Raw genomic sequence first — 12,716 nt, 5'->3', positions numbered from 1 at the left:
ATTGACCTGAATCTGCCATATCAGATAATGCTAAATAAAGGCTGTAATGTGCTATGGGAAGAAATTGGGAGGATGCACAGGAGATCCATGCCGATGCGCCGACGACAGCTTGGGATTATGGTGCTGGGATCCCTGTGGGCAATCTCCACCCCAACCGCTGAGGCTGAAACTTCACCAGGACGTGTGAATCTGCGGGGTTGGGTGCCGGTGGATCTGTTCAGCCGTTTGGGAAGGGATCCTCTGACCACCCTGGAATTGACCGGGCCTTTTGTTTTGGAGCGACAACCTTTTCCCGGTGGAACTTGGCGGCTGCATGTCCATCACCAGCAGCTTTTTTTAACGGGGCCGGGGCAACCGCGTCGCTATCAGGGATCCCTTTGGTTACAGGGGGGAGAATTACGTTCCCCAAGCGGGGAACGGCAGCGCTATCGGGGTTTGCTGCAGATCCGTCCTGAGGCTGCTGACCAGATGCGTCTGATCAACTGGGTAGAACTGGAGGAATACCTGTGGGGTTTGGTGCCCAGCGAAATGCCCCCCGACTGGCCGGCTGCCGCTCTACAAGCACAGGCGATTCTCGCCCGCACGTTGGCGCTTCCCTATCTGCAACCCAGGCTAGGAGTGGATCTTCCCGAGGGATCCCGTCTCCGCGACTCCACCGCCGATCAGGTCTATGGGGGCCTCACCTACGAAACTGCCGCCACCACTGCCGCCGTTCGCTCAACCCAAGGACAGATCCTGATCGATCCGAGGGATGGGCAACCGATCGCCGCTCTGTTCCACTCCACCTGCGGCGGCCACACCAGCGCCAACCAGGATATTTTTGCCCCACCCGCCCACCCCTATCTGCAGGGGGTCGTCTGTGAGTGGTGCCGAGATTCTCCCTTTTATGGCCCCTACACCGTCCAGGTCACTGCGACGGATCTAGAACAAGCTCTGGGCAGTTCAGATCTCCAGGTGGTGCAATCGGATCCCTGGGGTCGACCCCTGCGCATTCGCGTTGGATCCCGCATTTGGGATGGGCAAACCTTTGGATTGCGTCTTGGCCAAACCCTGGGGTGGGGGATCCTCCCCAGCAATCGCTTTACATTAGAACAACCTCCAGAGGGATCCCGTCAGTACTCTTTCACCTATCGGGGGGCAGGGCATGGGGTCGGCCTGTGTCAGTGGGGATCCCGTGGTATAGCTGAGCAGGGCTATACAGCCCAACACATTCTCAACCACTATTTCCCAGGGGTGCGGCTCACGCAGACACGCTAAGCGATCAACTCTCAGCAATCAATCCACAATCTCGTGGGACTCATCCTTGTGCACCGGCTCCTGGCGCACCTGGCCCCAGACTTCTACCAAGCGCCGATCCCGCCCACAAGCGTAGCGATAGAACTGATAACGATGCGGATTTTTCAGGTAATAGTCTTGGTGGTAATCTTCGGCGGGGTAAAAGGTGGCTGCCGGCAACACCGCTGTAACAATCGGCTCTGAAAAACGACTTTCTAGAGCAGCTTTAGAGGTTTCGGCCCACTCTCGCTCGGCTTCATTGCCTACAAAAATGGCAGAGCGGTATTGATCTCCTTTGTCACAAAATTGCCCTGACGCATCGAAGGGATCCACATTACGCCAAAACACCTGCAACAGCTCTGGATAGGTGACCACCTCAGGGTCGTAAGCCACCTGCACCACCTCGTAATGGCCGGTATTGCCTCGAGAGACCTCTGGGTAGGTGGGATCCGGGGTATGCCCTCCCATGTAGCCGGAGGTGGTGCTCAAAACTCCCGGTAGCTTATCGAAGGGCGGCTCCATGCACCAAAAACAGCCCCCCGCAAAGGTGGCTACCGCCGGCGGATCCGCAAGCAAAAGGGGCTGCTGCGAATGGGAAGCAGAGCACCCCCCCACCCAGAGACACACACTCAAAACAACCAGGATCCAGCGACGCAGGTTCAACATCAGAGCTTTTCTCTTTACTCTTCTCTTGATCAGTGAACGCTAGGGAATGCTCAGCCAACGGCTGATGGGCTCACAGCCCAAGCCTTCGTCTAGGCTAGTCCACCGGGCGCAGCGGGATCACCTTCAACTGAAAACGCCCCGCCCCGACTTCCCCATAGCTGCCCACCCGAATGGTGTAGTCTTGGCCCGGCTCCACGCGGCTAACCAAAATCGAGTTGGTAGTTTCGTAGTTGGCATCATCATTTTCTCCCAATAGGCTGCCATCCGAGCCGAGCAGCCGCACCACCGTGTCGAAATCCTCGGAAGACAGCTCTATGGCCAGATAAGTGCCCGACTCTACCCGGATGCAGTAGTCGCGGTGAAAAGCCCCAACCTCGCCGGTAGGAATGTCTTCTGGAGTTAAGGCAGACTCGACGGCTTCTCCAGCCCTGAGCGGGATCGGATTATAAAGGATTATAAAAAGATTGGGCCAATGTGGAAGGTTGGCCGAACAGCAGGCAGCTGGCGATTAGACCCAGACTGAGGGGGGGCAAAGTAGCAAAACGCATAGCAGTAGGGCTCCGCAATGGATATCCCCGTCATAGAGCAAAGGGGGCCAACTGGCCAGGATCCAGATCACAGTCAACGCCTTTTTGGAGCTGAATCAACCGGTAGAGCGCAGGTCGTTCCTAGCCCCGCACTGTATTTGTGCATTATTTGCGTTTGTGCATTGGTCAAGCGACAAGAGGGTTCCTATCAACCGAACCATTTGCTAACCTCTTCAAGAGTCCCCTGAAGGTACATGAAAGCCATTGTCATCAAAGAATTCGGCGATCCAGAAGTATTGGTTCTGCGGGATCTGCCGGAGCCTGAGATTGAGGCTCCTAACGAGGTAAAAATCCAACTGCGGGCCGCCAGTGTCAACCCCATTGATACCAAGTTGCGGCAGCGAGGCACCTTTTACCCGGATCGGGGGCTGGCGATCCTGGGGTGTGATGGAGCCGGGGTAGTGGTTGCTGTGGGTTCGGCAGTACGGCAATTTCAGGTGGGAGACGAAGTGTACTTTTGCTACGGTGGCCTAGGGGATCGGGGCGGCTGTTACGCTGAGTACACGGTTGCTCCCGAAATAGCCCTTGCCCACAAACCCAAGTCTTTGTCCTTCGTTCAGGCCGCAGCCTTACCCTTAGCAGTCATCACCGCTTGGGAAGCTCTGGGCGATCGGGGCAACCCTGCATTCCCCAAAGCCACTCCCAAGACCCTCCTGATTCACGCCGGCGCAGGAGGGGTAGGGCATTTGGCAATTCAACTGGCACGGCAATTGGGGGCGGCTGTAGCCACCACCGTTGGCTCTAGGGCCAAGGCCCAATTTGTAGAACGGCTAGGTGCCACCTTAACTATCCTCTACAAGACAGACAACTGGGTGGAGGCAGTGCTTGACTGGACGGCGGGTCAAGGGGTTGATTTTGCCCTTGATACCGTCGGCGACGCCACCCTCGGCCAAACCTTTCAGGCTCTGCGTCCTTATGGCCGCCTCTGTACCCTCCTCGAACCAGCTCCAGATACCCCCTGGAAAGTGGCCCGCCAGCGCAACTTAGACATTCAATTTACCCTTATGCTCACCCCGCAACTGATGAATCTCCCTACCGCCCTGGCCCATCAACGATGGATTTTGGAGCAGGTGGCGGCTTTGGTGGATGGGGGCAAATTGCAGGTGGTGGTAGACAAAATCTTTCCCCTAGGAGCTGCAGCCGATGCTCACTACTACCTCAGCCAACGGTTGGTGCAGGGGAAGGTGGTGTTGATCCCCTAGGACTCGACCCTGCTGCTGAGATAACTCGCTACAACCCCAAATCTGCCTTAGCTTGTTGTGCCGCCAGGAGCACCTCCGCATCCGAAGCCTGCGACCAATCGGGATCGGCAATCTCAACATAAAACTGCTGATCATAAGGACGGGTCTGCACCACCACCGGCATGGGGACAGCATGGCCGAGGAGGAGGGCTTGTTGTTTGGAGTCCAGCTTGGCCAGCACGGTTTTTAAGTTTTGGCTACCCGCTACCCCCGTGAAGACCGCTTCGATATCTTTGTCATCATTGAGCAGGGCAGTGATACGGGTGCCCAGTTGCGACATCACTTCGCTGTCGATACTGGAGGGGCGCTGATCTACCACCAGCAGAGTAACAAAATATTTGCGCATCTCGCGGGCAATGGTGCCGAAAATGGTTTGCTTGGCTGCGCGGGGATCCAAAAAACGGTGCGCCTCTTCGATGGTGATACAGAGCTGGCGCGGTTTATCGAGGGGATTTTTGGATTGCAGGTACCGCTCCGCCTGATGAACATAAGCTTGGTGAATACGGCGGGTGATCACGTTGGTGGCCAACATGTAGGAGAGCAAGTTGGACTGGGATCCGAACTCGATCACCACATGAATACCACGACTGAGGGCATCCAGGATTTGGCCGATGTAGTTGTGGGGCAGGCTGTTGCGGATGTATTTCAGGTCATCGAGGCGGGTTAGCTTGCGTTGCAGAGCCATCATCGAAGCTTTATTGCCCATTTTCTGCTCGCAAAACTCTTGAATCTCGGTGTTGGAGAGGCTCAACAGACGGCTGATCCAATCGCGGCCAAACTCGTTGCGTAGGATGATGGCATTTTCTAGGCTGGCTTCCGACAGGTTCAACTCTCCCGCCAGTAGCGCCAGATCTTCTACATCGATTTGGTTGTAGGCAATGTAGAGTTCCTGAGCATCACGCACCCCCCGCCGCTGGGTGGAATCGGGATCCAAGGTATAGATTTGCACTTGACCAGGGAACAGTTGTCGCAAGCCTTTGACGGTGTTGAATTGCTTCCCTTCGGTGGCTGCCTCCCAGCCATATTCTGAGTGCATATCGAAGATTAGGTTCACTGCCGCCCGTTTGCGAATGATGCCCGAGAGGATCAAGCGAGTTAGAAAAGATTTGCCGGTGCCAGATTTACCAAAAATGCCGTTGCTGCGCTCCACCCAGCGATCCAGATCCAGACAGATGGGGACGGGCATGTCGATCGGCTGGCCAATGGCAAAGTTGCGCCGATTCGGATCTTCTTCCCAACCGAATACGGTGCGAAAATCCAGCTCCCGCGCCTCGTATACCTGTGAGAAATGGGCCGGTACCGTTTTGACGGGCAACAGTTCCATGCTGGCAGGGGTAGGGGCCGTTTGAGGTTCTGCCAAGTCTGGATTGGCCAGAGAATACTCCCGTTCTACTTCGGTCTCCCGTGGCACCAACATCAACATCGGGGTGAGGGCGATGATGCCATAGGTGCTGGTACCGGCCAAAACTTCCCGCAGCAGCACCTCTTCCGGGCGAGGTGGGTTGATCAAGATCTGGCTGTTGCTGACCTCAAGGGTGACATCCGTGAGCAGGCCGAAGAAGCGGTTCCGTTGTCCTTGAATGACCATAAACTTACCCACCCGCAGATCTTCCACCGAAATGCCAGGGTTGAGGCGAGCTTCCAGTCCGCGGCTCAGGGATCCCTGAATGACGGTGGCCAAAGGTTGCGAAGCGGTCATAGCTATGGGGCTCCAGAACAGATCCGAGGGGGTCTGTTGGTGTTTTGAGGATCTTATTTGTTGTTTTATTTTTACTTTTGTACTTCAGATGTCTTTCAGATGTCGGTCTTTCGCCTTTTGCTTTCACTTCAAAGACTCTTTCATAGGTCTTTTATCTACTCACCCGCCTGCACACGAGCGCTGGTCTGGGGGGCCCCATCCTGCACAATCCAGGTGCGGACAATCTCCACTTCTTCCGGTGTCCAGAAGCCAAGACGGGACAAGGGCAGTCCGCGGGCTTGAATGTAGGCAATTTCAGGGGATCCACCTCGGGGTTGGGGGCGGTTGGGGTTATTCACATTCAGGATAGTGGCATGACGGCCCGTCCAGCGAGGATTGAGCAATTCGCTGTTGGCATCTCCCGGTGTCACATAGGCCAAAGTTGCTTCGTAGCTGTCTAACAATTGGGTACGTTGACGCCCAGCGGGTTGATGACAGCCCACACAACTGGCTTCCAATAGCGGCTTGATATCTTTTTCATAGGTGAATTCCGGCTCAGTGCGAAAGGGTAGCCGTATCGCCTGCTCTAGGGGCAACCCTTCCTGAGGAGAAACTGTGAGGGTATAATCGGTACTAAAGTTCAAGGGATCCCGAGATTTCAGCAATAGCTCATTCCCTTGCACATCAAAAATCACCGGTGCCGGGGGATCCAGATCTGCGACCAAACGGCGCAGATTGGTATCCAAGGGCTGATTAAATTGCAACCGAATCACCCCATCCACATAGACATCCCGTTGTTCAGGGGTGGGCTGAGAAGAAACCCACTGCAAAGGAGACTCGTTTTGGGACCAAACAGGGGAAAAAGACTTGATCCCAACGAAAACCACCCCCAGCAACAATAGCCCCACCCAAGTTCGCCACCGTCGCCAATGGCGAGAAAGGTTCTGAAATGTCCGATTACTCATCGCCACAGCCCAAATTCATCTGCTCTCAGGATAACGAACTGCATAGCAGCCAATCTGCTTGTTGATACGAATCATTAGGGATCCCTATCCACCAGAGATCCCTTGGTTAAGAAAACTAACCTGGGGAGCTACTTGCCCCTCCGACACTCTCAGGAAAACAGAAGATTGGGAGTAAAACCTTACCTGGAGTGGGCTCTCGGCCATGGAGAGCCTGAACCGACAAACGAAGAGAGATTAAGAGATTAGTCGAGGCGCTCTAGTTTGATGTTGTGGTGGCCCAACTTAATCTCGAACTCATCACCGGGCTTGAGCCCCATCTTCTTGGTGTAGGCAGCGCCAATCAGTAGGTTGCCATTCTTATGAACTGACACACGGAAGGTGGGTGCGCGACCCCGAGATCCATTTTCATCGCTAGCATCCAGATCGACACCGACAGCCTTGAGCAGGGCATTGTTAAACTGCATCAAATTCACACGCTCTTGGCCATTCTTGGTGTAGGTGACATAACCACAGGCACGAGCCTTTTCTTTGCGATCCACGTTCTCCATCGAAGTCACCTTATCGAGGAGTTCTTGTCCGGTCAGCGGTTTTGCTTTGGTGGTTGTAGCCATATCAAGACATATCAAGATGATTTGAGGACAACAGTTAGTGTAGCCAGAAAGAAACAGAACTTGCAATAGAGTTTCGATCAAACCTGTTCTTATCCAATGAAATAAGTTCACTGATCTGATTTTGGCCAGCGAATAGAGTGCGCAAAACAGCAGTGGAAATTGACTTCCCTGATGACATCGTTGGTGATTGTCTGTGCTGAAACTTTCACGTCAGTTGAGAAGAGCGGTTTGTCGTCAGGTGGATGGACAACCCATGCAGGACAAAGGTAATGTTCTCGGCAACGTCGTGTATGCAGACCAAAGTATCTCTAGCCTATAGATTCGGATTCTAGCGGCGGAATCGAACAAAAACAGGGAAACTGGAATCAAGATTGTTTTGTTGTCAACTCTGCATGGATCCCTTTTGGTCAAGTCGGCGCCTCCTCATCGGGGTAAGTGGGGGAATTGCTGCCTACAAAACCTGTGCCTTAGTCTCTGGGTTGGTCCAACAGGGAGCAGAGGTGAAAGTGGTTCTAACGGCGGCAGCAGAAAAATTTGTTTCTCCCCTCACCTTTGCGGCTTTGTCCCGACAACCGACTCTGACCGACGTGGAGTTTTGGCAATCAACACGGGGCCGTCCTCTGCACATCGAGTTGGGAGAATGGGCAGAAGCCATTTTGATCGCCCCACTATCGGCCAATACATTAAGTAAATTGACTCATGGCCTTGCAGACAATCTGCTCACCAATGTAGTGCTGGCTTCCCAGTGTCCGGTGGCGGTGGCTCCAGCCATGAATACTCAAATGTGGCGGGCTCAGGCTGTAGCTCAGAATTGGCAGCTATTACAGCGGGATCCCCGCTTTTGGGCCTTACCGACCGTTAGTGGGCGTTTGGCCTGTGATGCTGTGGGGGAAGGACGCATGTTGGAGCCCGAAGCATTGCAGGAATATGCGCTGGCCTTGGTGTGGACAAAGGGGCAACGGGACTGGCAGGGCAAACGGGTTTTGGTTAGTGCCGGCGGTACCCGAGAACCGATCGATGCGGTGCGGTTTATCGGCAACCCTGCCAGTGGTCGGATGGGAATCGCTTTAGCTGTGGCGGCCGCCTGTCGGGGGGCAAGCGTGACCATGGTACATGGGCCGCTCGGGATCCCATTTCAGCCGGAACCATTCGGCATTCAAGCCCTTGCTGTAGAGACCGCTGCCCAATTGGAGAACACATTAAGTACCCTCTTCCCGCAGGTGGATATGCTTTGGATGGCTGCTGCCGTTGGAGATGTGAGACCCTCTCAGCCCTATGCGGGAAAGTTACCGAAAGCGCAGTTGCCGGAGATGCTGCCCTTGGAACAGATCCCCGATCTCGTGGGGACTTTAAGCCAGAGCAAACACCCCGATCAACGCATCATTGGCTTTGCTGCGCAAACGGGGGATCCTTTACCGCCCGCTCAAGCCAAACTGCACCAGAAAGGACTGGATGCCATCGTGGCCAACCCAATCGATCTACCGGACAGTGGATTTGGAAGCCTTCATAACCAGGGCTATTGGATCCCGCGCTGCGGAAACATTGAAACAATCCTTCCTTGTACAAAATCGATCATGGCCCATCGACTGCTGGATCTGGCGCTTCAGTTGGGTTGAATGGGGTATAACGCTCTCCGAAAAAATCAGGTACCTTTGAGGCTAAACTCAGAGGGATCCCATGGCGATCATTGTCCTGAAAGCCTGGTATTTGGACTCCGTTCTATCCGCCTCCCAAGTTCAGCAGAAAAGCCCTGATCTGCGTCTGAGTCGCACCGGCTTGCTCAAAACAGCCATGCGAGCCGATTTTCTCGATGATGTGGAGCAGGTGAAAACCTCCCTTTGGTGGCAGCGCTACCTGGAAGGGGAGTTGGTGGAGTTTTACATCGAGGGCAGCGGTGCCTACAGCATCTCTAACTTGGATTTGATCAGCCGCGAGATCTACTTTAACAAACGCGCCGCCCTGAGCATGACGGAGCCGACGATCTACTTTTGCGGCCAATTGGACTACCCCGAATCCAGCAACATCCTACAGCGCACCCTCCAGGCGGTAGTGGATACCCTGAACCGCAAACACAAGCTCAGCATCCCCCTCCAGTTGGAGGGATCCCCCCTAGCTGAGGCGGAACCCCTGCTCATCGATGCCGCCCTGATTCGCAAGCTCAAGCATGCCCTGCTGGTGGTGGCTGATGTCACGCCTGTACAGGTGAATGGTCATGGCCGCCCGTTGCCCAGCCCGCAGGTGTGTCTGGAGTTGGGTTATGCTCTGCAATCAAAGCGCCCCGAGCAGTTGCTATTGGTGCAAATGCCCCGTGATGGAGTAGCGGGATCTTTTCCCTTCGAGGTGGAGGGCAGCAGCGTTCTAAAAATCACCGATCCGCGACGGTTATCGGATCAACTGGGGGCCGAGATCGCCCGTCAGCTAGAACGCACCCATGTCATCTCTCCGTAGCTCCCGGCACCTATTCAACCCCTCCTCACAACCGCTAGACTTTTGGGGGTGCCCTACTGATCGTCTGGAGACGCTGGGGTTGGGCAGTTCTCCTCCTAATAGCCTCTGTTGGCTCCACGTTTTTTCTCCCCCCTTGTGCGACTATGACCCTTGCTGATGCAAATCCGCTGGTTTCTCCCGATCGTTCTGCTGAAGGTTGGCAGAAAGGTTTGAACAACTTGATGATTCTGTTATTGGCCGGGATCCCTTTGTCTTGGGTTGGGCATTTCCAAGGTTGGGATCCCAATCTGGTTTTTGTTTGTGCCGCTTTGGCGGTGGTGGCCCTAGCGAAGTTTATGGGTCAAGCCACCGAAGAGGTTGCCGCCCTCACAGGACCCACCATCGGGGGACTGATGAATGCCACCTTTGGCAATGCCACGGAGTTGATCATCGGGTTGGTGGCGCTGCGGGCCGGGTTAGTAGATGTGGTCAAGGCTTCGATTACCGGCTCGATCATCGGTAACCTGCTCTTGGTAGCGGGCTTGGCCATGTTTTTGGGGGGCATTAAGTTTCGGGAGCAGAGCTTTCGTCCGGAAGTGGCGCGCATGAATGCTTCCGTGATGAACCTGGCGGTGGTGGCCTTGATCTTGCCCAGCGTGGTTACCTATGCCGATGTCACCTTGGGGGAGCTATCGATTCAGGAACTCTCTACGGCGGTGGCCTTGGTGTTGATCGGGGTGTATGGGTTGACGTTGCTGTTCTCCCTGAAAACCCACAGCTACCTCTATAGCATTCACGAAGCGGAGGCCGCCGAAGATGAAGCCGCCGACCGCCTTGCCCCCAATCCGGTGTTGCAAGCTCAGGGATCCATTCCCCAGGTGTTGACAGCGCCTCCAGAGCAAGTCGGGGTGTGGCCTTGGCTGCTGGCTCTGCTGGGGTTGACGGTGCTGGTGGCGGTGGAGTCTGAGCTGCTGGTGGGCACCCTGGAGAGCACCCTGGAGCACTTTCACGTCACGCCCCTATTCATGGGGGTGATCCTGCTGCCGATTATCGGCAATGCCGCAGAACATGCGACGGCGGTAACGGTGGCCATGAAAGACAAGATGGATCTATCCTTCTCAGTGGCTCTCGGTTCGACGATGCAAATTGCCCTGTTTGTGGCGCCTTTACTTGTGCTGGCAGGGGATGTGCTCCATCAACCGATGAATTTTAACTTCGGCATGGTGGAATTGGTGGCGATCGCCGTCTCGGTCTTGTTGATCAATTCCGTCAGCAGCGATGGACGGTCCAACTGGTTGGAGGGGTTGTTACTTCTGGCCACCTACACCATCCTGGGCATCGCTTTTTTCTTCCTCGACTGAGATTCGGCTCATGCCGCATCACCAACGCCATCCGCACAGGCCAAAGCTTGGGAGAACGGGATCCCTGCTTTGGCTATCGCTCCTGGGCATCGTCTTGGCGGCCCCACCCACCTGGGGACAGGAAGCCCCCGCCACTAACAGCACCTCGCTGCCCAACCTGCCTTTGCTGAATACGGTGGATGCCATCGAAGAGTTACGGCAAGCGCTTAGCCTGCCGACCTCCTCCGTTCAAACCGGAGCAGTCACGTTGGATGGTCGGCGTCTGTTTTTGGTGACTGCTCCACAGGGGGATCCCGGTAGTACCCCGCCGGTGTCGCAGCGGATCCGCTCCATCGAACAAACCTTGCGTCGCCTGGCTGCCATGCCTCTGGATCTGGACACTCTGGAGGTATCGGTGGCCATCGATGCCCAGACCAACCAGCCGGTGGTTCAGGTCAACGGACAATATCTGCTCACGGTCACCTCCCTCGATGCCCAACTGCAGGGAACTCAGGCCATCGATTGGGCAGAACAGGTGGCCAACATTGTTGAGCAGGCTCTACGCACCTCGCAGCAGGAGCGGCAGCCCCAGTTTTTGCGCCGGCAGGGATTGATTGCCCTCGGGCTCCTGGTGGCGGTTTGGGGCATGGGGCAGTTATGTAAGCGGGAACGCCAGCGCCTCACCCAACAACGGGATGCATTACAGGCGGAATACAGTGCTATTCAGGCCGAAGTTCAGGAACGCCTTCAGGAGGAAGATCAACTGGGTGTGGATCCGATCCTTTTGGAACAACAGGCCCAGCGCAAACGGCAGGAATCCTACTTAGAGCTGCAAATTCGTCTGCTGCGCTTGGTTCAACTTGGCGTCTGGATGGGTGGCGTGGGAGTAAGCTTGGGCCTATTCCCACAAACTCGGGCTTTACAAACTTTTTTTCTCATTTCTCTGCGGGGTCCCCTATTGCGGCTGGCGGGGGTGGGCTTGGCCACCTACGGCAGTGTTTGGCTGAGTGGCCTGGTGCTGGATAATCTCTTCGCGGCTCTGCGCCAGGAACAGTGGCAAAATGCCCCCACAACCCCCACCTATCGCCTCAGCAAACGCCTCAGCACCTTTGCCGGGGTCTCGAAAGGGATCACGGCCACCACCCTGGTTTTGGTGGGATCCCTGGTGGGGCTGGCTCTGGTGGGGGTAAATATTGGCCCCCTGGTGGCTAGCCTTGGCTTTATCGGCTTGGGCATTTCCCTGGCGGCGCAGGATCTCATTAAAGACATCATCAATGGCCTATTGATTTTGGTGGAGGATCAGTTTGCCGAAGGGGATGTGATCGTGGTGGATGGGCGGGGTGGCTTGGTGGAACACATGGATCTCCGGCTGACCCAATTGCGCAACACTGAAGGCACCTTGATCTCTATCCCCAACAGTGCGATTCGGGTGGTAGAAAACCTCTCCAACGGGTGGTCACGGGTGGATCTGGCCATTGTGATCGCCTACGAAAATGATCTGGAGCAAGCGATATACATCACCGAGCGGGTAGCCCTGGAGATGTACCGAGAGCCCGTTTGGCGAGAGAAAATTTTGGATCTGCCAGAGATGCACGGCGTCGATCACCTGGGGGAACGGGGGATAACCCTGCGCATCTGGATTAAGGTGCAACCCCTACAGCAGTGGAAAGTGGCGCGGGAGTACCGTCGTCGCCTCAAACATGCCTTTGACCAAGCTGGGATCCAGATCCCCTTTCCCCAGCAAACCTTGGGGTTCCGCCACCCCCTGCAGATGCACATTCAAGGCCTCAGCTCAGAAGAAACCCAACGGCTGCTGCACCTGATGGAATCGCAGCTTCGCGCCCGTACTAGCCCATACGAGCCCGTAGAAGACAAACCCTCTTCCGAGAGCTTGATGGAGGGATCCCATCGCAACTAGGATCCCCT

Annotated in this window: 11 protein-coding genes; 6 read left to right on the top strand and 5 right to left on the bottom strand. The window is 55.6% G+C overall.

From position 1 onward, the window contains the following. Positions 1–87: 87 nt before the first annotated feature. Entirely contained in the window at positions 88–1,257 is a 1,170-nt protein-coding gene (locus L1047_RS15530) for a SpoIID/LytB domain-containing protein (RefSeq protein WP_235279924.1), read from the top strand. 18 nt (positions 1,258–1,275) lie between these two features. On the opposite strand, the gene msrA is transcribed toward L1047_RS15530, so the two are convergent. Both msrA and L1047_RS15520 read right to left on the bottom strand, forming a co-directional pair. Next, complete coding sequence (msrA, locus tag L1047_RS15525; RefSeq protein WP_235279922.1) at positions 1,276–1,941, bottom strand: peptide-methionine (S)-S-oxide reductase MsrA; 666 nt, start codon at positions 1,939–1,941, stop codon at positions 1,276–1,278. A gap of 94 nt (positions 1,942–2,035) precedes the next feature. Then, complete coding sequence (locus tag L1047_RS15520) at positions 2,036–2,227, bottom strand: hypothetical protein (RefSeq protein WP_235279920.1); 192 nt, start codon at positions 2,225–2,227, stop codon at positions 2,036–2,038. Positions 2,228–2,722: 495 nt separating this feature from the next. Between L1047_RS15520 and L1047_RS15515 the strand changes: the two genes are divergently transcribed. Then, complete coding sequence (locus tag L1047_RS15515; protein WP_235279919.1) at positions 2,723–3,730, top strand: zinc-binding dehydrogenase; 1,008 nt, start codon at positions 2,723–2,725, stop codon at positions 3,728–3,730. A 28-nt stretch (positions 3,731–3,758) separates the two neighbouring features. Here L1047_RS15515 and L1047_RS15510 read toward each other — a convergent pair whose 3' ends face one another. From L1047_RS15510 to L1047_RS15500, 3 genes are all read right to left on the bottom strand, one after another. Then, complete coding sequence (locus L1047_RS15510) at positions 3,759–5,468, bottom strand: helicase HerA domain-containing protein (protein WP_235279917.1); 1,710 nt, start codon at positions 5,466–5,468, stop codon at positions 3,759–3,761. Positions 5,469–5,623: 155 nt separating this feature from the next. After that, on the bottom strand, positions 5,624–6,412 hold the full coding sequence (locus L1047_RS15505; RefSeq protein WP_235279915.1) for an Ig-like domain-containing protein: 789 nt from the start codon (positions 6,410–6,412) through the stop codon (positions 5,624–5,626). A gap of 242 nt (positions 6,413–6,654) precedes the next feature. Continuing rightward, positions 6,655–7,023: an AbrB family transcriptional regulator gene (locus tag L1047_RS15500; RefSeq protein WP_235279913.1), complete on the bottom strand. Its 369-nt coding sequence runs from the start codon at positions 7,021–7,023 to the stop codon at positions 6,655–6,657. Between the two features lie 392 nt (positions 7,024–7,415). Here L1047_RS15500 and coaBC point away from each other — a divergent pair, with 392 nt between their 5' ends. The 4 genes from coaBC (at position 7,416) to L1047_RS15480 (ending at position 12,708) form a co-directional block, all read left to right on the top strand. Then, a complete protein-coding gene (gene coaBC, locus L1047_RS15495) occupies positions 7,416–8,639 on the top strand; it encodes a bifunctional phosphopantothenoylcysteine decarboxylase/phosphopantothenate--cysteine ligase CoaBC (protein WP_235279911.1) in 1,224 nt (407 codons plus the stop codon). A gap of 61 nt (positions 8,640–8,700) precedes the next feature. Then, complete coding sequence (locus L1047_RS15490) at positions 8,701–9,471, top strand: hypothetical protein (protein WP_235279909.1); 771 nt, start codon at positions 8,701–8,703, stop codon at positions 9,469–9,471. 221 nt (positions 9,472–9,692) lie between these two features. Continuing rightward, positions 9,693–10,811, top strand: a complete 1,119-nt coding sequence (cax, locus tag L1047_RS15485; protein WP_235280100.1) for a calcium/proton exchanger — start codon at positions 9,693–9,695, stop codon at positions 10,809–10,811. Between the two features lie 10 nt (positions 10,812–10,821). Beyond that, positions 10,822–12,708: a mechanosensitive ion channel family protein gene (locus L1047_RS15480; protein ID WP_235279908.1), complete on the top strand. Its 1,887-nt coding sequence runs from the start codon at positions 10,822–10,824 to the stop codon at positions 12,706–12,708. Positions 12,709–12,716 lie beyond the last annotated feature (8 nt).

The organism is Synechococcus sp. Nb3U1 (assembly GCF_021533835.1).
Lineage (GTDB): Bacteria > Cyanobacteriota > Cyanobacteriia > Thermostichales > Thermostichaceae > Thermostichus.
The sequence above is the reverse complement of the archived record's forward strand: the minus strand, read 5'-3'. Positions and strand labels throughout refer to the sequence as shown.

What these genes read in the sequence shown, in the direction of transcription:
- coaBC (WP_235279911.1), top strand. Translation starts at nt 7,416, where the DNA reads ATGGATCCCTTTTGGTCAAGTCGGCGCCTCCTCATCGGGGTAAGTGGG.
- msrA (WP_235279922.1), bottom strand. Translation starts at nt 1,941, where the DNA reads ATGTTGAACCTGCGTCGCTGGATCCTGGTTGTTTTGAGTGTGTGTCTC.
- L1047_RS15505 (WP_235279915.1), bottom strand. Translation starts at nt 6,412, where the DNA reads ATGAGTAATCGGACATTTCAGAACCTTTCTCGCCATTGGCGACGGTGG.
- L1047_RS15500 (WP_235279913.1), bottom strand. Translation starts at nt 7,023, where the DNA reads ATGGCTACAACCACCAAAGCAAAACCGCTGACCGGACAAGAACTCCTC.
- L1047_RS15515 (WP_235279919.1), top strand. Translation starts at nt 2,723, where the DNA reads ATGAAAGCCATTGTCATCAAAGAATTCGGCGATCCAGAAGTATTGGTT.
- L1047_RS15510 (WP_235279917.1), bottom strand. Translation starts at nt 5,468, where the DNA reads ATGACCGCTTCGCAACCTTTGGCCACCGTCATTCAGGGATCCCTGAGC.
- L1047_RS15530 (WP_235279924.1), top strand. Translation starts at nt 88, where the DNA reads ATGCCGATGCGCCGACGACAGCTTGGGATTATGGTGCTGGGATCCCTG.
- cax (WP_235280100.1), top strand. Translation starts at nt 9,693, where the DNA reads ATGATTCTGTTATTGGCCGGGATCCCTTTGTCTTGGGTTGGGCATTTC.
- L1047_RS15490 (WP_235279909.1), top strand. Translation starts at nt 8,701, where the DNA reads ATGGCGATCATTGTCCTGAAAGCCTGGTATTTGGACTCCGTTCTATCC.
- L1047_RS15480 (WP_235279908.1), top strand. Translation starts at nt 10,822, where the DNA reads ATGCCGCATCACCAACGCCATCCGCACAGGCCAAAGCTTGGGAGAACG.